16 protein-coding genes are annotated in these 21,415 nt (G+C 68.5%); 10 read left to right on the top strand and 6 right to left on the bottom strand.

Annotated features, from left to right (window positions below; translation table 11 throughout):
* Positions 1 to 279 precede the first annotated feature (279 nt).
* The 3 genes from G401_RS55285 to G401_RS0135875 are packed head-to-tail and all read left to right on the top strand — an operon-like array spanning position 280 to position 2,371.
* Entirely contained in the window at positions 280 to 687 is a 408-nt protein-coding gene (locus tag G401_RS55285) for a winged helix-turn-helix domain-containing protein (RefSeq protein WP_084558009.1), read from the top strand.
* Entirely contained in the window at positions 684 to 1,571 is an 888-nt protein-coding gene (locus G401_RS56410) for a DUF5919 domain-containing protein (RefSeq protein ID WP_157546713.1), read from the top strand. The genes G401_RS55285 and G401_RS56410 overlap by 4 nt, the downstream gene beginning before the upstream one ends.
* The gene (locus G401_RS0135875) at positions 1,568 to 2,371 is read left to right on the top strand and encodes an inositol monophosphatase family protein (RefSeq protein WP_027346274.1); all 804 of its coding nucleotides are present in this window, start codon (positions 1,568 to 1,570) and stop codon (positions 2,369 to 2,371) included. The genes G401_RS56410 and G401_RS0135875 overlap by 4 nt, the downstream gene beginning before the upstream one ends.
* Positions 2,372 to 2,699: 328 nt before the next feature.
* Here G401_RS0135875 and G401_RS55280 read toward each other — a convergent pair whose 3' ends face one another.
* From G401_RS55280 to G401_RS0135855, 5 genes are all read right to left on the bottom strand, one after another.
* Entirely contained in the window at positions 2,700 to 3,782 is a 1,083-nt protein-coding gene (locus tag G401_RS55280) for a TIR domain-containing protein (protein ID WP_084558008.1), read from the bottom strand.
* 362 nt (positions 3,783 to 4,144) lie between these two features.
* Positions 4,145 to 4,564 (bottom strand): type II toxin-antitoxin system VapC family toxin, encoded by a 420-nt coding sequence (locus tag G401_RS0135870; RefSeq protein WP_027346273.1) that lies wholly within the window; start codon positions 4,562 to 4,564, stop codon positions 4,145 to 4,147.
* Positions 4,561 to 4,755, bottom strand: coding sequence for a hypothetical protein (locus G401_RS50825; RefSeq protein WP_034594134.1), 195 nt, complete (start codon positions 4,753 to 4,755; stop codon positions 4,561 to 4,563). The genes G401_RS0135870 and G401_RS50825 overlap by 4 nt, the downstream gene beginning before the upstream one ends.
* A gap of 824 nt (positions 4,756 to 5,579) precedes the next feature.
* Positions 5,580 to 6,929, bottom strand: a complete 1,350-nt coding sequence (locus G401_RS0135860; protein ID WP_027346272.1) for an extracellular catalytic domain type 1 short-chain-length polyhydroxyalkanoate depolymerase — start codon at positions 6,927 to 6,929, stop codon at positions 5,580 to 5,582.
* A gap of 307 nt (positions 6,930 to 7,236) precedes the next feature.
* A complete protein-coding gene (locus G401_RS0135855) occupies positions 7,237 to 7,866 on the bottom strand; it encodes a TetR/AcrR family transcriptional regulator (protein ID WP_027346271.1) in 630 nt (209 codons plus the stop codon).
* A 48-nt stretch (positions 7,867 to 7,914) separates the two neighbouring features.
* Here G401_RS0135855 and G401_RS0135850 point away from each other — a divergent pair, with 48 nt between their 5' ends.
* The 4 genes from G401_RS0135850 (at position 7,915) to G401_RS0135835 (ending at position 11,562) form a co-directional block, all read left to right on the top strand.
* On the top strand, positions 7,915 to 8,832 hold the full coding sequence (locus G401_RS0135850) for a ketopantoate reductase family protein (protein WP_211240944.1): 918 nt from the start codon (positions 7,915 to 7,917) through the stop codon (positions 8,830 to 8,832).
* Positions 8,833 to 9,109: 277 nt separating this feature from the next.
* Positions 9,110 to 9,454: a winged helix-turn-helix transcriptional regulator gene (locus G401_RS0135845; RefSeq protein ID WP_027346269.1), complete on the top strand. Its 345-nt coding sequence runs from the start codon at positions 9,110 to 9,112 to the stop codon at positions 9,452 to 9,454.
* Between the two features lie 68 nt (positions 9,455 to 9,522).
* Positions 9,523 to 10,167 carry an NADPH-dependent F420 reductase gene (locus G401_RS50820; RefSeq protein WP_051367699.1) on the top strand — a complete coding sequence of 215 codons (645 nt, stop codon included), beginning with the start codon at positions 9,523 to 9,525 and terminating at the stop codon, positions 10,165 to 10,167.
* A 183-nt stretch (positions 10,168 to 10,350) separates the two neighbouring features.
* On the top strand, positions 10,351 to 11,562 hold the full coding sequence (locus G401_RS0135835; protein WP_051367696.1) for a sugar efflux transporter: 1,212 nt from the start codon (positions 10,351 to 10,353) through the stop codon (positions 11,560 to 11,562).
* Positions 11,563 to 11,638: 76 nt separating this feature from the next.
* On the opposite strand, the gene G401_RS0135830 is transcribed toward G401_RS0135835, so the two are convergent.
* Positions 11,639 to 13,933: a M4 family metallopeptidase gene (locus G401_RS0135830; protein WP_027346267.1), complete on the bottom strand. Its 2,295-nt coding sequence runs from the start codon at positions 13,931 to 13,933 to the stop codon at positions 11,639 to 11,641.
* A 169-nt stretch (positions 13,934 to 14,102) separates the two neighbouring features.
* Here G401_RS0135830 and G401_RS0135825 point away from each other — a divergent pair, with 169 nt between their 5' ends.
* From G401_RS0135825 to G401_RS50810, 3 genes are all read left to right on the top strand, one after another.
* Positions 14,103 to 16,925: a helix-turn-helix transcriptional regulator gene (locus G401_RS0135825; protein ID WP_084558006.1), complete on the top strand. Its 2,823-nt coding sequence runs from the start codon at positions 14,103 to 14,105 to the stop codon at positions 16,923 to 16,925.
* Positions 16,926 to 17,184: 259 nt separating this feature from the next.
* Entirely contained in the window at positions 17,185 to 20,229 is a 3,045-nt protein-coding gene (locus tag G401_RS50815) for a glycoside hydrolase family 9 protein (RefSeq protein ID WP_034594119.1), read from the top strand.
* 145 nt (positions 20,230 to 20,374) lie between these two features.
* On the top strand, positions 20,375 to 21,406 hold the full coding sequence (locus tag G401_RS50810) for a hypothetical protein (protein ID WP_157546712.1): 1,032 nt from the start codon (positions 20,375 to 20,377) through the stop codon (positions 21,404 to 21,406).
* The last annotated feature ends 9 nt before the right edge of the window (positions 21,407 to 21,415 follow it).

Here is a 21,415-nt window from a genome sequence, read left to right as displayed (position 1 = left end):
TCCACCACGAACTGCGTCCACCCGGTCTCCCGATCCGTACGCGGAGCGTTATTCCGACCCAGACGCGGAACCGGCGACTTCGCCACCTCGTACTCCACACCCCGCGTGTCGATCTTGAAGCTCTCCATGACCCGTCCTCCTGAACGTCGCGGCTCATCCGCCGACATCGAACTGATTGGCCTAGGTTACATAGGACGCCTAGGATAATACAACGTCAACTATGTGCCAACTGGGTGACCTAGCCGTTCTAGCTCACCTAGGCTGCCGTACCCTGCGGGAATGGGGCTAGATACAGCCGATGAGCGTCTGCCATATCAGCAGATCGCAGACACCTTGCGTGAAGAAATCAGATCAGGAGCGCTTCGTCCGGGCGACCGTCTTCCAACCGTGGTCGCGATCGGGGACAGGTTCGGCGTGGCCAAAATGACAGCGGAAAAGGCACTGAAAGCCTTGAAGGACGAAGGCCTCGTCATCAGTTGGCAGGGACGCGGAACGTTCGTACGCGAGCCCGGCGACCAGGTGCCCGACCGAGTGGATCAGACCTCGGCAGCGCTTGTAGACGATGTCGAGCGACTCAAACGACAGTTCGGCAGACTGGAAGGTCTGCTCATGAACCTTTACTCGCGCGTTGGCGAGGAGTACCCGCACGAACGACCCCAGGACGAGCCCAAGCGGCGGTCAGCATGAGCGGCGAGCGGACATCACCAGGCTCGACCCCCGGACAGCGCGGGGGAGAGGTCATTGACCTCAAGACCAAACGGTCTTACCGGGCAAGCCTCGGAGCCGTTGCCTCTCAGCAGGTGGCATCGGCAAGACGCCGGATCGGGCTGTCCGCCAAGGAATTTGCTGAAGTCCTGACACCACTACTCGGTTGGACTCCGTCCGGCGAGACCATCGAAGCCTGGGAGCGGACCGTTGTTCCACCGGGCGATGTCCTTCTAGCCGTAGGGCTCGCCGCCCAGGCCGCCGGACCATCAGCGAACGCGCCGATCTCCAACGACGACGATCTCCTGTCGGACATGGTCGCTCATCGGTACGCCGATGTGGACGCAGTGTTCTCGACGCGATCAGAGTTCGCTTCGAAGATGCCGCCTCACACGTTGTTCGACGGGGCCACGGAGATCCGGGCCGCAGGTTTGTCCCTCAATCTGCTGTGTCAGCAGTACGCCGACGAGAACCTGAGACATCTGGTGGAATCCGGAGCGCTGGTTCAATGCCTCTTCCTTGACCCGGAGGGCGACGCGATCAAGGCGAGGGAGCAGGAGGAGGGCTACCGGCCAGGCTTCCTGTCCGCGCTCAACGATCTCAACATCCAGATTCTCCAGCAGCGCGTACGCCAACGTCTTCCCGAGAGCGCGCGAGACCGCCTCCAGATCGCCGTGTACGACGAAACGATCCGATTCAACATCACGATCATTGACGGCTCAACTGCCGTCGTGCAGCCCTACCTGCACGCTGCGCGGGGCATCGAGGCACCCACGTTCCTCTTGCGCAACGACGGGGGTGCAGGCCTTTTCGCCACGTTCGAGCAGACCTTCACATGGTTGTGGGGGAAGGGGACACTTCAGTGACCGACCTTCAGGCGATGCTCGCGATTGCCGTCACGGCCGCAGATCGCGCCGCAGACGTCATCCGAACCCACGCGCCGGCGGAGCTGACGGCTAAGGGTGACCGTGACTACGCATCCGATGTTGACTTCAGGGTGGAGCGGGAGGTGCGAGCGTTTCTTGCCAACGCCACACCTGGCGTGGGATTCCTCGGCGAGGAAGAAGGGCACACCGGCACGAGCGGATCCCTTCACTGGGCGCTCGACCCCATCGACGGAACCGTAAACTTCGCCAACGCGTTGCCGTTGTGCGCGGTTTCCCTCGCGCTCGTCGATGGCGACAAGCCGATTGCGGGAGTCGTCCACCTGCCCTTCCTCGGCAACGTCTACACCGCAGCGGCGGGCCAAGGCGCCTACCGGCGAGGCAAACCGATCACGGTGGCGAGCCCAGCCAAGGTTCACGACGCCATCGTCAGCATCGGGGACTACGCAGTGGGAGACGAGGCCGACTCTCGTAACGTCCCACGGCTTCGACTTACCCAACGGCTGGCTGGCAAGGCTTTGCGGGTCCGCATGTTCGGGAGCGCAGCCATCGACCTGACCTGGCTTGCTGAAGGCATCACAGGCGCGATGGTGATGTTCTCCAACAAGCCATGGGACACCGCAGCAGGCGTCATCATTGCCAAAGAGGCCGGTGCCGCCGTCGTGGACATCGATGGGACACCGCACACCATGCAGTCGTCCGCCACTATCGCCGCAGCACCAAGCATTGTCGACGAAGTGCTAGACATCGTGCAGAGCGCGGCAGCCTCGACCACGAGCTAGCAAAGGCCTTGTGAGAACTTTCTATACGTTTTCAAGGCGGCCTTCGGCCGCACGCGCCAGCTCGCTCGGGCACGGATCGCCACTCTGCCTTCGGCGGCGTGGCGACCGGCCCGGCGGCCGGCGCGAAGCCCGGGGCCGCATGAAGCCTCCGGCGGGAATCTTCGGGCTCCAGGATGGTGGCCATCCCATCACCGCCGACCCAGGCAGAGCCGACACGGAACCTGCCCTCCCGGTCAAGGTCGTTCGGCAAGTGTGGCGCTCCACCTTGACCGGGAGGGCAGAACCCGTGTCCACGGGGTGTGGGTCGACGGCGACGGGATGGCTTCGGCTACAGCAGACGGATCCACCCATCGACAGTCGTTTTAGAATCGATCAACGCCGATAGGCCGGATCGTATCTTGCCGAGCGGACTGCGAAGAGCGCGAGAAAGTTTCTCGCCACTTGCCATTGCGTCCAGGAGGCCAGTCAGCACCTCTTCTGACTCGCCCATGGCGCTCGACAGAGATTGGATCGATGCGCCGAATGACTTAAGCTCAGTGGAATCGCCTGATGAGGCGGCATCGATCTTTGCCTGATCTATTGCAGCCCGGACGCCTTGATCAGTGTTCAAGACCGCATCGGCAAAGTGCCGTCCCAGGTCTCGCATGCGCGTCGCCGGTTCGTCTAGGTCAACGGCGAACCGCTGAACAATCGCGAGTTTACCGCGTGCTCCGCCACCCCGTTTGTCGTTCTGGTTCATATTCTCGCCTGCGTCTTGCGCTATAGCTCCAATCTCCTCTAGAACATCCTTGATCTCGTCGAGAGTTCCGGCCCAGGAATCCGCATTTTCTTCCGCCTTGGCAATGCTTTCGAGAAGACCTTCCTCGTTGTCGGCGGCAATTTCTTCATGCGCAACCGGCCGTTCGCTGTCCTCTGCGAGCAGTTGAACTAGGCGCGCCGCGAGTGTGTGGATAGAAGATCTGTATGGCTGGGATGTCTCGTCGAGGAGTCGCAGGTCTTGCCAATTTTGGTATTGAGTGGATCTAGTGATGCGAACGATCTCGTCGGAGTCAGCCTCGGGAACTGAGGTGACATCGGCATAAAGAATTGGAAGAAAGAGGCTCTGGGCGTTCACCTCCTTCGCTTGTGCGAGGAACTCCAAGAACTCGCGTCGGCACTCGTTACTGCGCAAATAGTTCGGAGTGACGATCGCGATGAAGAACGCTGTCCGGGCAAGTGCGTCATCAATTACTCCTCTCCATTCGTTCCCCCATTCAATCTCATTGTTATCAAGGAAGATTCTTAGACGGTCTCCCGTTAGCAGCTCATACTCATCCGCAATTGATTTTGCGAGACGCCTAATGCGGCCGCCTTCCAATTCATTGTCTCGATGGGTGTAGCTCCAAAAGCAGATCGGGCCAGTCGCCGTCATGCAGTCTCCTCTTTACGAGATACTTTGGTATCTTGACCAGTATTTCCAGCGAGTATCTTAACGCTGGCTAGCGGACACATTTCGGTTCGGCCGATCGTCCGATCCGACTTCTGCTTGGCTAAGCGTGATTCGACAAAGAGCCTTAGTTATCGACCTACGTATGGCTGGCGGTCATCGCCAAAGGGTGCGCACGAGAGCCTGAAAGGGCAGTCGTCGGCTCGGCGGCCGCAGTGCAACCTTCACCTGACCTTTCGCGAGACGTCATGTGCCTAGGACGTATTCCCCGCTTGGTCGTCTAACTGGACGTTCCATCGCTGGTTCGCCATACGAGCAAGGTGAAGTTGACGTCGGCCACAGCATGGCTATGGGCGTCCCGGTCGGCCGCCGTCGACGAGGCGTAGGCCCTCGTGGGTGGCGTAGTCCTCGAAGTCCTTGACGTTGAAGGTGATCAGCGGCAGCTGGTCACCCAGGCAGCACGCCGCAATCCAGGAGTCATTGACGGGTCGCGGCCGACCACGCCTCTGCGCCCGCGCCTGGATGGCGCCCCAGGTGGTGGCGACCTCCGGGCTGAACGGCAGGACGAGGACCTGGCGCTGCCACGCGGCGAGCTGCGCGACCTTGGAGGGTCCCCAGTCCCGCATGACGGTCCATTTGGTCAGCTCGCCCAGCGTGACGAAGGTGATGGCCACGGTGCGGCCGGCAAGGGCTCCGACGACGGGGGCAGGGAGGCGGCCCCGGAGGGCGGCTGACGCGACGTCGGTGTCGATGACGACCAGGCTCACCCGACGTCCGCCCGGCGGGACTCGTAGAGGTCGGCGAGGAAGGCGTCGTACTCGGCGTCGTCCTCGAACAGGCCCGGGACGGCCAGGTCTTCGGCAGACTTCAGCGGCTTGATGCCCTGCCGGCGCGCGAGCTCCGCCGCCGGGACGTGGTCCTCGGTCGGCCACGGGTTGATCTGCTCAGCACTCGACATCGAGACCACCTCCCTCCGGACGTTCGTAGCTCCATCTTCTCATTGATCAGCTCCATTCAGATAGCGACAGCACGCAGGTGCGAAGTAGGGCGCGGTGTTGATCTCGGTCAGGCCGTCTCCAGGCCGTCCAGGCCGTCAGCAGGCCGTCAAACGGCGACCAACGACCACCAACGAAGACCATCAACGCCACGAATATCACCAGTTCAGAGGGCTGGGAATCGGCGTGATCAGGAAGGCGACGGACGAGTCGGCCTGTACGCCGGATTCTGAGCGCCCATGGTCAACGCCTTAGACTGCCTTCAGCGCCGGGCAAAGGCACGTGGGAAGGGTGCGTCACATTCGGTTGTGTTGCCTACGAGGCGGGTGACCGCGGAGGCATGAGCCGGTTCGAGTCCGGTAGTCCGGCGCGCTGTTCGTTCTCGGCCAACACGATGGTGAGCGTCAAACTGGGTGACAATCGGCCCGCACACGGGCGGACGACGGCGGACGAGGACAACCAGTTCGTCCAGCTCAGGACAAAGATCGGCCCAGGCTGGACTTCGGTGATCATTCCTTGACACGGAAGAGGTCACTGGTTCAAACCCAGTATCGCCCACCATATTTGCAAGTCAGAGGCTCGCTAGGGATCTTCTCTAGCGAGCCTTCTTGATGTCTGGGGGCGTTTCGCTCCCGAGGATGATTCGCGTCCCGCGTATTGGGGATCCTGCGGCTACACCGAAATCGGGTGCATAGACGGGTCCTGGCGGCCCCAAGCCAACGGCGCTTGACCCATCCCGTACGAGGAGGTGTTGCCCTGTGGGCCGGGGCAACACCTCCTCGGCGCGTCACGGGCTGGTGCAGGAAAGAGTCGGTGCAGCGGCGCTGCCGTTACCGAGGAATCCGTACGTCGTGGAGCCGCTGGCCGCGATCGCGCCGTTCCAGGTCGTGTTCTTGACGGTGTAGGTAGGCGGGCTGCCCGACACCGTGCCGTTCCACACCTGGGCAACGGTGACACCGCTGGGGAACGTCATGCGGACGGTCCAACCGTTGATGGCGGAGGTGCCGGCACGCACGGTCACCTCGCCCTGGAAGCCGCCGGGCCACATGTTGATCTGCGAGTACGAGGCCGTGCAGGCGCCCGTCGTCGGCGGCGGGCTGCTGGGCGGCGGGCTCGACGGCGGCGAGCTTGACGGCGACGGGCTGCTGGGTGGCGGGCTCGACGGCGGTGGGCTCGACGGTGACGGGCTGGGCGAAGTGTTGAGGCCGAAGAACGCGATCGCCGCGGCGGCCATTCCGGTCGACGGCAGGCTATGCCCGGCGCCTTGGATGCTGTACGCCTCAGTGACGACGGTGCCGGCGGCGTTGGCGTAGCGGCGTCGGTTCCAGCCCGCCTGCGGGGTGTCGGTGGACGTCGGGGTCTGGCTCAGGCCGAACACGTTGGTCCACTGCTCGATCTCTTCCTGCAACAGCTGGTACGGAACGAGCGTGTCGCTGGTGCCGTGCCACAGTTGTACCCGGGGGCGGGCGCCGGTGTAGCCGGGGTATGCCTGGCGGACGGCGTCGCCCCATTGCTGCGGCGTGCGGTCCATGCTTCCGCCGGTGCATTGGCTGGTGCTCGGCGGGTAGTCGGCGGCGTTGGCGAAGCAGTTGAACGGTACGCCCATGAACGCGGCGCCGGCCTTGAACACGTCGGGGTAGAGAGCGAGCATCTGGTTGGTCATCATGCCGCCCGACGAGCTGCCGGTGGCGAAGACCCGGTTGGGGTCTCCGCCGTACTGCTGTTCGGTGTAGCTGACCATAGACGCGATGGAGACCGGGTCGCTTCCCCCGCCGCGCCGTTTGGCGGCGTCGGACCAGGTGTCGAAGCAGTTGCCGAAGCCCGCCTGCTGCGTGGCGGTGGGGTAGATGACGATGAAGCCGTACTGATTGGACAGTGCGGCGAACTCGCTGCCGGCGTAGAAGCCCGGGCCGGACCCGCCGCAGCCGTGCATGGCGACCACGATCGCGGGGTTGGCGGGGCGGACGTCGGGAACGTAGATGTGCATCCGCATGCCGCCGGGGTTGGCGCCGAAGCTGGTCACCTCGGTCAGCGTGGCGGCGGAGGCGGGCGGGGTGAGGCTGGGGGCGACAAGCGTCGGGACGGTCACCGCAAGGACCGCGGCCATGCCGACGAGCGCCTTTTGATGAGGTTTCACGCGCTTCCTTCCTCGAAGAGGATCTTTCGGATCGGGCACGGCGCGGCCGGACGGTTCGCGTGGCGGCGGTGCCCGTCGTGGTGGACGCATGGCGGGTCGCGCCAGGCGGGGTGTCACCGGCTCGGTCTGGGGACGACGCCGGCCGGGCATGTTGCGGTCGGCCCGCCGCGAGGCCTTCGCTTGCTGGACTCGGCGGGCGGACATATTACAGATAGTCTGACCGCCGTCCACAAAAGTGTCAATCGATAGCGACCGATGCGCCCGAAATCGGCCGGCCACCGGTCGGGGACAGCAGGGGGAAGTCGAATCAGATCTGAGTAGGTGGCGCGCTCATCGCTGCGGCCAGGAAGGTGATCGCCCACTGCCGGGCCGCCTCACCTGCCAGCGGGGGCACACCGGCGGGGTTCGGTTGGTTGTAGACCTGGATGCGGTCGACGGCCGTCACCGCGAGGATCCCGCGCATCCGGAACCACAGTTCCTCCTCAGGCAGGCTGGGCAATGCGCGCCTGAAGGCGGCCAGGTAACGGTCGCGGATGGCGTCCTCGGCGGGTCCGGTCCAATTGCGCATCTCCTCCGCCGGGTCGCTGAGGATCGTCACGATCAGCCGCGAGGTCCGGGCGCCGCCCTCGTCGCCGGCCGGCATCTCGTCGAACAGGGGGCCCGCGAACGCCTCCACCAGGTCGGTGACAGTCGGTTCAGGGTTGCGGGCGAGCAGTTGGTCGAGCCCGGCGGTCTGGGCGGCGTTGATGGGTTCGATCACGCGCCGGACGACGGCGGCCAGGAGTTCGGCCTTGGAACCGAAGTGGTACGCGACAGCGGCCAGGTTCGCCCCGGCCCGGTCGGTGATGGCGCGGACCGAGGTGCCGCGGAAGCCACGCTCGGCGAAGAGGTGCTCAGCCGCGTCAAGGATCTGGGTGCGGGTGTCGGATGGCGCCACGGGTGCCTACTATACCGATGATTCAAACGAACGTTTGACTGAACTCAGATGGAGAAGTGCATCGCCATGAAATTGCTGGTTTATGGTGCCGGGGTCGTCGGCAGCCTGTTCGCCGTGCGTATGCATGAGGCCGGGCACGACGTCTCCCTCCTCGCGCGGGGTAAGCGTCTGGCCGCTTTGCGCGAGCACGGTGTGCAGCTCGCCGAAGGTGACAGCCCGGACGTCCGGCAGGTACCGGTACCGGTGGTCGAGCATCCGGCCAGGCAGTACGACCTAACCGCGGTCTTCGTCCGCACCCAGCAGATCGACCCGGTGCTGGAAGCCCTCGCGGCTTTGGAAGGCGACGTGCTCTTCATGCTCAACTGGGCGGCCGGCGCGGATCCACTGGGTGCCGTGATCGGCCGCGAGCGGGTACTGCTGGGCTTCCCGACGGAAGCCGGGATCATGGATGGCGATGTGATCCACTACCGTGCGGCCGGTTTCCTGACCCGCCGGGTCGCGACACCGATCGGCGAACCCGATGGCAGCAGTACCGCGCGGCTGGAACGCATCGTGCAGGCATTCCGCGCTGCCGGGATCAACGCCAAAGCCGAGCCGCACATGGATGCCTGGCTCAAAACGCACGCCGCGTTCGTCGTCCCACTCGGACAGGCGGTCGACGCGGCAGGCGGCCCCGCGGCGCTCGCCGAAGACCCGGACGCAGTCCGCGACATGCTCCGCCTCATCCGCCGGCACCTGGCCGCCATGCCGACACCGCCGGTACCCCGCGCGTTCGCCGCCTTGCAGACGCTGCCGGAAGGGCTGCTCGTCACCCTGTTACGGCGCTTCCTGCGCAGCCCGACGGCCGCACACAGCGGGCTCGGCAGGACGTCGGAGGCACCCGAACTCCAGCGGCTGGCCGAGCAGATGCGCGCCTACGAGACCCGGGAAACAAGGCCGGCACACACCGCCCACCGGCATCGGTAGGCGGCCTCAGCATCAAGCTTCCGGGCAGCGTCACGCTGGTCCACCAGCGGATGATGGACAGGGAACAGAGGGGCTGATCCATTGTGGTCCTTCGCTGGTCGGATCCCAGCGTCCAGGTCGGCGATGGATGAACGCGGCTCCCGCCACGCCACTCGGTCCGCCATGATCGAGCAGGCCGCACTTGATGAACGGCGCTCCCGATGGCAAGGTCGGCGGCGGGTGCCGGATCGGCTGACAGCCGACGGGTACCGCGAAGTGGAAGAGGTGGGCGCGTTGCATGAGTGACTACGACGTGTTCCTCGCTGACTGCCCCGCCCGTACGACGCTGGATCTGGTGGCTGACACCTGGTCGGTCGTCGTGGTGTTCGGGCTGGGACGCGGTCCGCACCGCTACAGCGATCTTCGCGATCGCATCGGCGGGATCAGCAAGAAGATGCTCACGCAGACGCTGCGGAAGCTGGAGCGCAGCAATCTCGTGGAGCGGCGCGTCCTGGCCACCGCGCCCGCGGGCGTGGAGTACCGACTGACCCGGCTCGGGCAGAGCCTGCTGGGGCCCGTGTCGGTGCTCGCCCGGTGGGCGGAGGAGCACGCCGACGACATTGCCGGCGACGACGGCAGCTGAGCAGGACGACGGCACCTGATCAAGCTGGGGAACCGGTTGGTGCCCTACGGCTGTCTAGCGTCGCTGTCATGAGGATTGGTGTTCTTGGTGCCGGAATCATGGCCGACGTGCTCGGCACCCGGTGGGCGGCGGCCGGCCACGAGTTGATGGTCGCGGGTAGGACGGCGGACAAGGCCGACGCGTTGGCCCGGAAGTGGGGCGGCCGCGCCGGGAGTTTCAGGGAGGTGGCCGAGTTCGGCGACATCGCGCTGATCGCGGTGCTCTACCAAGGCATGTCGGCGACCTTGGCCGAGATCGGTGACGGGCTGCGCGGCAAGCCGATCGTCGACTGCAACAACCCGGTCGAGATCGAGCATTTCACGCTGGTCACCGAACCCGGCAGATCGATGGCGCAACAGATCGAGTCGGCGACCGGCGGTCACGTCGTCAAGGCGTTGAACCTCTGCATGGCGCATGTCTGGCGGATGGAACCGCCCATGTTCGACAACCGCCTGCTGGCGGTTCCCTACTGTGGCGATGATCCCCGCGCACTGGACATGACCCGGCAGCTCATTGCCGACCTCGGCGGCGAGCCGCTGCCGATCGGCGACCTCCGGCACGCTCACCACCTGGAGGCCATGGCGGCCATCGTCATCTCGTTGCTGTACGGCGGACGTGATCCGTACACGGTCTTCAATCTCGTGGATCGGGCCACCGTCAGCGTCGACGCGTAGCCGCATCGCCGGGACGTCCGCGGTCGGCAGTCGAAGGGCTGCCGACCGCCGAGATGGGTCCCGCCCTGCGGGAGCGTTCCCAAACCGGATGGCGTGCTGTCGGACCTGCCTGATAAACCGTAGGTACGTCCCCCCGGCGCGCGACCGCGCCCCGGGACGGTACTACGGGGAGGAACGTCTTCAGTGCTGCGCAGTCAACTGCGGCAGTGGTACCCGCTCGGGCTCGTGTTCCTGGCGACCGGGCTGTCGGTGTCGCTGGCGTACCCGTTCGTCACGCTGTTCCTCAACGACGCGGTCCACGCCGACCCCGTCCATGTCACCCTCTACCTGGTCACCGGTCCGCTCGCCGGAGTCGTGTTCGCCCAGCTGATCGGCCGGCTGTCCGACCGGCGGCCGGTGCGGCGCGCGCTGCTGCTCACCGCCGCGGGCGCGGGCACGATCGCGATGCTGGTCAACGCGTTCGTCCGCGACTACTGGATCCTGCTCGGCGTGGTCGCCACGCTCTCGGCGATCTCGTTCTCCCTGATGTCGCAGGGATTCGCGTACGCGCGGGCGATCCTCGCCGGCTCCGACAAGGCGGCGATGACCGCCAGCGCGCTGCGGATGCTGTTCTCCCTGGCGTGGGTCGGCGGCCCGCCGATCGCCGCCTGGATCCAGAGCACCGGTGGATTCTCCGCCCTCTACGCCACCGCCGCCGGCATGTACGCCGTCGCGGCGATCGTCACCTTCGCGATGCTGCCCGAACCCGCCCCGCTGGAGAAGCGGGCAGCCGCCGAGGACACCCCGTCCTACCTGGGACAGGACGCACCGTGGCGTACCGTCGCCGGAACGCTGGTCGCCTTCACGCTCCTGCAGGGCGCCGGCTCGGTCGGTGTGCAGATGCTGGCCCTCTTCCTGGCCACCGACCTGCACTCCGGCGTCCGCGAAGCCGGCCTCATCCTCGGGCTCTGTGCGGGGCTGGAGATCCCGCTGATGCTGGCCTTCGGAGCGCTGTCCACGAGGTTCCCCGTACGCCGGCTCATCCTCGTCGGGCCGTCGTTCAGCGTCGCGTACCTGGTGCTGGCCTCGGTCGCCACGCATTCGTGGATGCTGTTCGCCGGGCAACTGCTCAACGCCACGTCGATCGCCGCCATTCAGGGTCTCGGCGTCACCTACGTGCAGGACATGATGCCCCGCCAGCCGGGCAAGGCGTCGGCCCTCTACGGCAACTCCTTCGCGGCGGGCACCATCCTGACCGGGCCGCTGATCGCGATCGCGCCGTCGCTGGGGTTCCGCAACGCGTACCTCGTCGCGGCCGGACTGTGCCTGCTCGGCTTCGGGCTCATCGCCGTCTGCCGGCCACCGCAGCGAGCGGCCGCCGTCCCCGGCCCGGCCGTGGAGACCGTCGCCGCCTAACGGCGGTCACCCGGGGCAATCGGGTGACCGCCGCTCTGCCGTGATCAAAAGACGTCGTGATCAGGAGACGCTGTGATCAGGCGACGTTCAGGGCCACATCGTCGACAACGAACGACGTCTGCAACGACGCGTCTTCGACACCGGTGAACGTCAGCACGACCGTCTTGCCGGCGAACGCCGAGACGTTGACCGTGTACAGCGCGTAGCCCGTCGCCTTGTTCAGGTTCGAGTAGGTGGCGAGTACCGCGGAACCGCCGGTCAGCGTCAGCTTGTCGAACTGGGCCGTCGACGAGGCTTCCGCCGAGTCGACGTGCAGCCAGTACGTGAGGGTGTAGGTGGTGCACCCGGCGGGCAGGGTCACCGACTGCGCCAAGGTGTCGGTGTGCGCGGTGCCGTAGCCGCCCAGCCAGGCGTACTTGGTGCCGCTGTGCGCGGTCTCTCCGGCGGCGCTGCCGATGATGCCGGCGGACGCCGTCCAGGGTGCGCTGCCCGACTCGAATCCGCCGTTGACGATCTTCTGGCCCGGGCTGCTGCACGTCCCGGCCTTGGCGATGGTCCAGCTGAAGGTCTGGCTGGAGGTCGCGTGCGTCGGGCTGGCGTTGTCGGTGACCTTGGCGGTCACCGAGTAGGTCGCCGCGGTGGTCGGCGTGCCGGAGACGACGCCGCTGGCGGCGTTGACGGTCAGGCCGGCGGGCAGGCCGGTGGCCGAGAACGTGTACGGAGTGGCGCCACCGGCCGCGCTCAGTGCGAGGCTGGTCGCCGTGCCGACGGTGCCGGTCTGGGTGCCCGGGTTGGCCAGGGCCAGGCCTGTGCAGGTCGGGTCGGCGGTCTGGGCCGGGACGCTGACCGCGTTCCAGGCCGCCTTGACCACGTTGAACTCCGCGCAGCTGTTCGGGAACAGATTCTTCGCCGCCTGCAGCGTCCAGGTGCGGTACTTCAGGTAGGAGGCGGCGGTGGTCTTCATCAGCATCGCGTTGTACATGATCTTCATAGCGGTCGGCATGCCGAGCCCGGTGATGGCGGTGCTGTTGCAGGTCGGGCTGGCGGGCTGGCCGTTGGTCGGGCTGGAGCCTTCGGCGAGAAGGTAGAACCAGTGGTCGCCGGGTCCGGCGGCGGCGTGCACCTCTGCCGACGAGACCGCCGACGAGTAGCAGTCCAGGCCGCCGGCCAGCGACGGCTTGTACATGTAGCGGACCGGGCCGCTGCCGGTCAGGTTGATCTCCTCGCCGACCGAGAAGTCCGGCGGGTCGTACGCCGCCGCCTCGTTGGCGAACCACTCGGTCGACGCGCCGAACGTGTCGGCGACGAACTCCTGGGTGTTGCCGCCGGAGATCCCGCCCGGGGTGTGGTCGTCGACGCCGTGGCCCAGCTCGTGCCCGACGACGTCCAGCGAGCCGATCCACGCGCCGGCGGCGTTGTGGCCGATCTGGATCTGGCTGCCGTCGTAGTAGGCGTTCTCGTCGTTCAGTCCGATCCGGATCGGCCAGGCGCCGCCGCTGCCGTCCATGCCGTTGCGGCCCAGCCACTGCGACAGCATCTTGACCTCGGTCTGAGCCGCGTACAGCGCGTCGACGCAGGCGGTCTCCCTGCTGGTCGCGACGCCGTTGCCCCACACGTCGTCCGGACCGGTGAGGATTGTGTTGGTGGCCGCGTCCTGGCAGCTGAGGTTGGTCGTGACCGGGTCCCGCAGGGCGTAGGTGCTGCCGGAGTGGGTGGTCGCGATGGTCAGCGGGTTGGGCCCGTTGTACGCCGCGGTACCGGTTCCGGCCGCCACGTGTTCCTGGGTGCCGAGGACCGCGCCGGTCCTGGCGTCGACGTAGACGCTCAGCCGGCTGACGCCGTCGGCGCTGGTTCCATCCACAATAGACTCGTACGCGAGCGCCGGAGTGGCGCCGAGCGCGTACACGATCAGGGTGCTGCCCTCGACCCGGGAGACGGTACGCAGCTGCGCCCTGGCGACCTGCTCGGCGGCGGCGGCGCTCAGGGCCGGCGTGACGCCGAGATCGCCGATCGCGCGGGACTGGGCGACCGAGTTGAACATGATCCGACCGGCGCTGTCGGTGACCACGACGAAGTCACCGCCGACGACGCGCAGACCACCGTAGGTGCGGTTGTACGGCACGTACTGCGCGGTACCCGACGACATCACCTCGCCCTGGACGAACGCGTCCTTGGCGCTGGCGTGCAGATAGGAAGGACGGCCGGACACCAGCGCTGCGGCGCTGCGAGCCGCGCGCTGCCGGGGTGTCGTGGCGCCGGCGACCGGCTTGTCCGGGCCGGCGGCCGCCGGGATCGGGCTGATCCCGACCGCCGCGCAGATGGCGAGCGTGGCGAACGCGCCGAGGGCACGGACACCTTTCGTGGCCTTCATTCGATCTCCTTGAGGGGATGCGGCCGGCCTGCTGGTTCAGCCGCGCCGGCGCGTACTCACAAGGTGCGCCGGAAGATCGCCCGCGGGTAGTGGGGGTTCCCCTACGTTTGCCCGAGCGGCCCCGGGCGCCCGCTCCGATACAGTCGGCCTAGGACCGGAAGGCGATGACGTGAGCGGCGTACCACCCAGACGCGAGTTGTTCGGACGTGAGGAACAGGTCGGCGTCATCCGCTCCGCGGTCAGCCGAACCGAGCCCGGATTCCGGCTGGTACTGCTGACGGGCCAGGCCGGCATCGGCAAGACCGCGATCTGGGAACGCGGCGTCGTCGAGGCCGAGGAACTCGGGCACGCCGTGCTGCAGACCCGCGCCTGCGAGGCGGAAGCGCGGCTCTCCCACGGCGGCCTCAGCGACCTGCTCGAATACCTCGACGCCGACCTGCTCGCCGGTCTCGCCGCACCGCAACGGCGGGCCGTGGACGCGGCGCTCCTGCGCGACGAGAGCGGTCCGATCGACCCCCGCGCACTCGGGGCCGGCCTGCTGGCGATCATCCGTGAGCTGGCGGCCGCCGGACCGGTGCTGATCGCCGTCGACGACGACCAGTGGCTCGACGACGCGAGCGCGGCCGCCGTGACGTACGCGATACGGCGGCTGCGCGGCGAGCAGGTGACCGTCCTGCTGACCCGCCGCACCGACCGCGCCGACGTGCCCTACACCGACGGCCTCGCGCCCCGTCTCGGTTCTCTGCGGGCGCCGGTGGAGACCGTCGAGGTGGAACCGCTACGGCCGGACGCCATTCGCCGGCTCATCGACCGCCCCCTTCCGTCACGCCTCGCGCGGCGAGTCTACGAGCTGTCCGGCGGCAATCCGCTCTTCGCGCTGGAGATCGCGGATGCGTTGCGGCGAGCGGACCAGCCGATCGGCCCGGCGGCCGAGCTGCCCATCCCCACCTCCCTGCGTGCCCTGGTCAGCGCGCGGTTGGCGGCCGCGTCCGCCGGCGCCCGGCGGGCGGTGCTGGTGACGTCGCTGGTGAGCAACCCCCGCCTCGGGCTCATCCGGCAGGTACTGGCCGATGACGGCAACGGCGAAGGCGAGTCCGGTGAGGACGGTCTCGAGGACGCCGTCGCCACCGGCCTGCTCGTCATCCAGGCCGAGCATGTACGCCTCGCGCACCCGTTGATCGGCGCGGTCGCGCGTGCCGACGCGCAGCCCTCGTCGTGCCGGCAGGTGCACCGGTTGCTCGCCGACACCATCAGCGACATCGAGGAGCAGGTCCGCCACCGCGCGCTGGGCACGATCCCGCCGGACGCCGCCGTCGCCGACGAACTCCTGCGCGTCGCGGAGAAGACCATCGACCGAGGTGGCGTACGCGCCGCGGCCGAGCTGTCCGAGCAGGCCTGGCGGTTCACCCCCGAGGCCGACCCGCGCCGCGACGGGCGCCTCGTCCTGGCCGCCGACCGGTACATGTGGGCGGGCCAGTACGAGGCCGGACTCGCGCTGCTGGCACCGCAGCTGCCGGCCCTCCCGCCGGGAACGCTCCGCGCCCAGGCCCGGCTACGGATGTCCCAGATGACGGATGCCAAGCTGTCGCCGCAGCAGTATGAGGAGGTGCTCGCCGAAGCCGATCCGCGGCTGCGGGCCGAAGTCCTCTCCCACCGGGCGAACTCCGGTGTGGCCGACGGAATCGTACCGGTGTCGCAGGCTCTTTTGTGGACGGTCGAGGCCGTCGAGATCAGCGCCGGCCTGGACGACCGGGCTTCGCATGCCCGCGCCGTCAGCGAGGCGGCCTGGATGGGTGCCCTGCTCGGCGACGACCCGGAGCCGCGGCTCGCGGTGCTGGGTCCGGCGACGCTGTCCGACCTCGCGCTCTATGACCAGGGCGACCGGGTCCGGGCGGTGCGGGCCGTGTGGCGCGGTGAGACGGCCCGCGCCCGACGGCTCCTCGGCGACTTGCAGCAGCTCGCCCGCGAGCGTGAGGAGGACACCTCGGTCAGCATCTTCACGCTGCACCTGTTCGAGACCGCCATCCGGGTCGGGGACTGGGTCGAGGCCGCCCGGCTGCGCGACGAGCTCACCGATGCCGTACCCGCCCTGGTCGCCTGCCGGATACGGGCCTCGGTCGCCGCCGGGACCGGTGACCGGGCGCTGGCGACCGAGGCCTTGCGGCAGCTCGGCGTCCTGGCCGCCGAATCCCGCGCGGGGACGGTGTTCTGGCATCTGCTGGAGGCACGCCGAGCCGCCGGGCAGGCAGCGCTCTTCGACGGCGACGCCGAGGCCGCGGTCGCGCTGCTGTCCAGTGTCGCGGCCGACGCCGCCGCCGGCGCTTTCCGGGACCCGGGCGTGTTCCCGGTCGGGCCGGACCTGGTCGAGGCGTTGGTGAGAACGGGAAGGCTGGACGACGCCCGAGAAGCCTTGCAGCGCTTGGACGAGACGGCCGACGCGCTGGAGCACCCGTGGGCGCGCGCGGGCGTGGCCCGGGCCCGGGGCATCCTTCTGTCCGCGTCCGGGATCGCCGCCGCCTCCGGCACCGCGAAGGCTCCCCCGGCCGGCGCCGACGACGCGGCAGAGAGTGCGCTGACCGATGCACTCACCCGCTACCGCGATCTGGGCCTGCCGTTCGACGAGGCCAGGACGATCGCCGCGCTCGGCACGGTACGCCGACGGCAGCGCCGCTTCCGGGAAGCGCGAACACTGCTGCAGGATGCGGCCGAACGGTTCGAGAGCCTCGGCGCGCTCGGGCTGGCCCGCACGACCCGGGCCGACGTCACCCGCGTCGGCGGACGTACCGCCGCGGACCCCGCGGGCGGCACCGGGCTCACCGCCACCGAGCAGCAGGTGGTCGACCTGGTGATGGCCGGGTGCACGAACCGGCAGGCGGCCGACCGGCTGTTCATCAGCATCAGCGCTGTCGAGGCGCACCTCACCCGCATCTATGCCAAGCTCGGCGTCACCTCGCGTACGCAGTTGGTGCGCAACCTTTCCCTGCCGAACTGATTCTCGGCGGCCGGTTGCCGGCGATCCCGAACGGCTTCCGGGGCAGCGGCTTCCCAGCGGCGTAACTTTCCCGGCTCGCGGGTCCGCGGAGTGCTCGCCGAGATCCGCCGGAGGCTTGCCGAAAGGCGAAGGACCGCCGGCGGGCAAGGGGCGACCGCAGCCCGGGCCGGTGATTCATCAATTGACATGAACATACGGCGCTGGCACTATTCCCACAGTCTGGGAGCGCTCCCAGCATTCTTGCAGGAAGGACCGCCCCATGCCTCATGCCTTCCGGCGGATCGGCGGTGCCGTAGGCGCCGCCCTCCTCGCCATGGCTTCGGCCGCGACCTCGGCGGTGCCCGCGTACGCGGCGCCGGTCGAGCACATCACGAACGGCACCTTCGACAGCGGCACCGACCCGTGGTGGGCGACCGCCAACACCGCCCTCACCGTCGACTCCGGACGATTGTGCGCGAACGTCCCGGCCGGCAGCACGAACCCGTGGGACGTGAGCATCGGCGACAACGGCATCCCGCTGATCGACGGCGCCGCCTACACGTTGCGATTCTCCGCCTCGGCCAGCGTCGCGACCACCGTGAAGGCCAACGTCCAGCTGAACGAGGCGCCCTACACCGCGGCCCTGTCCCGCGACGTCGCGCTCACGCCCGCGGCGCAGACGTTCACCTACACGTTCACCGCCGGGCTCGACTCGGCGAACGGTACGCTGACCTTCCAGCTCGGCGCCCCGACGGCGTACGCGTTCTGCCTGGACGACGTCTCGTTGTCCAGTGTGGACTCCGGTACGGGCGGCGGACCCGAGCAGGTCAAGAACGGCGGATTCACCGACGGAACCTCCGGCTGGTACACCTATGGCACCACCGGGACCGGAGTCGTCGACGGCCGCTTGTGCACGACCGTACCGGGTGGGCTGGCCAATCCGTGGGACGCCGGGGTGGGCCAGAACGACGTGACGCTGCTGGCCGGGCACGAGTACGCGTTCTCCTTCGACGCCGCCGCCGATCCCGCTGCCACCGTGCGGGTCGCCGTCCAGCTCGGCGCGGCGCCGTACACCTCCTATTTCGTCCGCGACATACCGATGACGGCCGCGGGCGGGCACTACGCGTACACGTTCACCGCCACCGAGGACACCACGGCCGCGCAGGTCGCGTTCCAGGTGGGCGGCAACGCTTCGGCGTACACGCTGTGCCTCGACAACGTCTCGCTGCTCGGCGGCGAGGAGAAGCCGCCCTACGTGCCGGACACCGGCCCCCGCGTACGGGTCAACCAGGTCGGCTACCTGCCGACCGGGCCCAAGAACGCCACGCTGGTCACCACCGCGACCACCGCGCTGCCGTGGGAACTGCGCAACGCCGCGGGCTCCGTCGTCGCCTCCGGCCAGACGGCCCCGCGCGGCCTCGACGCCGCCTCCGGGCAGAACGTCCACACGATCGATTTCAGCGCGTACGCGACCACGGGCACCGGCTACACGCTGAGGGCCGACGGCGAGACGAGCCACCCGTTCGACATCGGTGCCGTGTACCAGCAGCTGCGCTCGGATTCCCTGCAGTTCTTCTACATCCAGCGCAGCGGCATCGCCATCGACGGTTCCCTCGTCGGTGCCCAGTACGCCCGCCCGGCCGGACACCTCGGCGTGGCCCCCAACCAGGGTGACACGAGCGTGCCGTGCCAGGCCGGCGGCTGCGACTACCGCCTCGACGTCCGGGGCGGCTGGTACGACGCCGGCGACCACGGCAAGTACGTCGTCAACGGCGGCATCGCGACCGCCCAGCTCCTCAGCTCGTACGAGCGCACGAAGACCGCGCCGACCGGCCGGTTCGGTGCCGGGCTCGGCGACTCCACGCTGCGCGTACCCGAAAGGGGCAACAGCGTGCCGGACGTGCTCGACGAGGCGCGCTGGGAGCTGGAGTTCATGCTGCGCATGCAGGTCCCGGACGGCCAGGCACTGGCCGGAATGGTGCATCACAAGGTGCACGACCGCAACTGGACCGGCCTGCCGCTGCAACCGCAGGACGACCCGCAGCCGCGCGAGCTGCACCCGCCGTCCACGGCCGCCACCCTCAACCTCGCGGCCGTCGCCGCGCAGGGCGCGCGCCTGTTCGCACCGTACGACAAGGCGTTCGCCGACCGGGCGCTGGCGGCGGCGAAGAAGGCGTACGCGGCGGCGAAGGCCCACCCGGCCGTCTACGCGGACCCGAACGACGGCACCGGCGGCGGCACCTACAGCGACAACGACGTCAGCGACGAGTTCTACTGGGCGGCGGCGGAGCTGTACCTGACGACGGGCGCGGCCTCCTACCTCGCCGACGTCACCGGCTCCGCCTACAACACGGGTGACGTGTTCAGCCCGACCGGGTTCGGCTGGGGCAGCACCGCGGCCCTCGGCCGGCTCGACCTGGCCACCGTCCCGAGTGGACTGCCGGCGGCCGACAGGACCCGCATCCGCCAGTCGGTCCTCACCGCCGCGAACGCGTACCTCACGACCCAGGCCGGTCAGGCGTACGGGCTGCCGATGCCGGGCAACGCCGGATCCTACTTCTGGGGCGGCAACAGCAACATCATCAACAACGCGATCGTCCTGGCGACGGCGTACGACCTGTCCGGCGTCGGCGCGTACCGGGACGGCGCGGTGCAGTCGATGGACTACATCCTCGGCCGCAACGCCCTCAACCAGTCCTACGTGACCGGTTGGGGCGAGCACGCGTCGGAGAACCAGCACACCCGCATCTACAGCCACGAACTCGACGCCACCCTGCCGCACCCGCCGCCCGGCTCCCTCGCCGGCGGCGCGAACGCCGGGCTCGACGACCCGTTCGCCCAGCAGCTGCTGGCCGGCTGCAAGCCGATGTTCTGCTACGTCGACGACATCCAGTCGTACGCGACCAACGAGGTGGCCGTCAACTGGAACTCCTCGCTGGCGTGGCTGTCGTCCTTCCTCGCCGATCAGGGCAGCGCCCAGCCGCCCGCCGCGCCGTCCTGCCGGGTGACCTACGACGACTACGGCGCCTGGGCCGACGGCTCCGGCTTCACCGCGCAGCTGGCGGTCACCAACACCGGCGGCAGCACCGTCGACGGCTGGACCGTCCGCTTCGCGTTCACCGGCGACCAGAAGATCCGCGAGGCGTGGATGGGGCGCGTCACCCAGGCGGGCGCCGTCGTCTCGGCCGCCAACGAGTCCTACAACGCCAAGCTCCAGCCGGGCGCCACGGCGTACATCGGGTTCAACGCCACCATGAGCGGCGCGTACGCCCGGCCGAAGCCGTCCCTGGTGACCCTCAACGGAACACCCTGCACCGGTCCCTGACCGTGCGGCCCGGTCGTCGCCTGGACGGGCGGCGACCGGGCACCCGATCCACTGGCAACCGCGCGACTCCTAAGGCACAACCCTGGTGGCACGGTCCGGGTACTTCCCGATGTCGGCCCGGCCGAGGTTGGAGAATGCTGGCGGGGTGGCCTTGGACCTGAGTCGAGCAGCAGCCCCGTGGCGAGCGGCACGCGCCGGCAACGCGGCACGTTACCTGCGCGCGTTCGTGCTCGCCGGGATCGGCACCGTCCTGCTGATCCGCGCCTACCTGGGCATGACCGGCTATCCGCGGCTGGGCGTCGGCGGCCTGCACGTCGCGCACGTACTGTGGGGCGGCCTGCTGATGGGCGCGGCGATCGGGGCGGCCACCATCCTCTATGGACGACCAGCCCGATTCGCCGCGGCGGTCGTGGGCGGGGTGGGCTTCGGGCTCTTCCTCGACGAGGTCGGCAAGTTCCTCACGCAGAACAACGACTACTTCTACCGGCCGGCAGCGAGCATCATCTACCTGGTTTTCGCGCTCCTGCTCCTGCTGGGCCGCCGGTTGCGCAACCGGACCGCGCCGACCCGCAGCCAGCGACGCGCGGACGCGCTGGACATGGCGCTGGGCGGGATCGTCTTCGGGGTGACCGCACACCAGCGGGCGGACGCGATCCGGTCGATCGGCGTACCGGAGAACGAACTGGACCGTGCGGTGCTCCACCTGCTGGAAGCGCTGCCCCCAGGTGAGGAGACCGCCGGCCGACCGTGGCGCCGCGTCGCGGACTGGGCCCGCACCACGCGCGACCGGCTCGCCCGGCGGCGCTGGCCCATCCGCGCGGCGGCCGGCTGGATCATCGCCCAGCCCGTGCTGTTCCTGGTCATCGGCGCCATCGTCGATGGCGGACGCCGCCGCGAGACCGGTCCGGCCATCGTGGCGGTCCTGGTGGCGGTCGTGATGACCGCGCTGGGGATCGCGGGCAGCATCCGGCTTCGCCGCGACCGCGCGGCCGCGCTGCGGTGGTTCGGCATCGCTCTGAGCATCGACCTGATCGTGGGCCAGGTCTTCAAGTTCACGCTGAGCCAGTTCGGCGCCGTGCCGGCCCTCGCGGCCGATCTCCTGCTGCTGTCGATCGTCAACGCCGCACAGGCCGCGGCCCTCCCGACCGCATCATCCACTTCGGATCAGGCTCGGTAGGTCGGGGCG

The organism is Hamadaea tsunoensis DSM 44101, assembly GCF_000428945.1.
Taxonomy (GTDB): Bacteria; Actinomycetota; Actinomycetes; order Mycobacteriales; family Micromonosporaceae; genus Hamadaea; species Hamadaea tsunoensis.
This window is presented reverse-complemented; position numbering and strand designations above follow the sequence as displayed.